At 58.6% G+C, this 222-nt stretch carries 1 pseudogene; it reads left to right on the forward strand.

What is annotated here, in order from left to right:
• Positions 1-27: 27 nt before the first annotated feature.
• Positions 28-222, forward strand: a pseudogene (locus AF337_RS11555) (SMP-30/gluconolactonase/LRE family protein); the annotation flags it as partial.

Consider the following 222-nt stretch of genomic DNA (forward strand, 5'->3'; position numbering starts at 1 on the left):
TCATTCGACTTCGGACCACAGGGCGACATGTACGTCATCGCGTCAGGGGCATCGCACTTGCTGCGGTTCAACGGTTCCGGACTGGAAGAGTTCGCCGAGCTGGGAGCGAATGGCTGGAACGAGATCGTGATCGATCCGCAAGGCCGTATCTACGTCAACGGACCCGCGATCCTGCTGATACATCCAGACGGGACGGTCGAAACACAAGCGGAAGGCTTTCAG

It is taken from the genome of Rhizobium ecuadorense, assembly GCF_001187535.1.
Lineage (GTDB): Bacteria > Pseudomonadota > Alphaproteobacteria > Rhizobiales > Rhizobiaceae > Rhizobium > Rhizobium ecuadorense.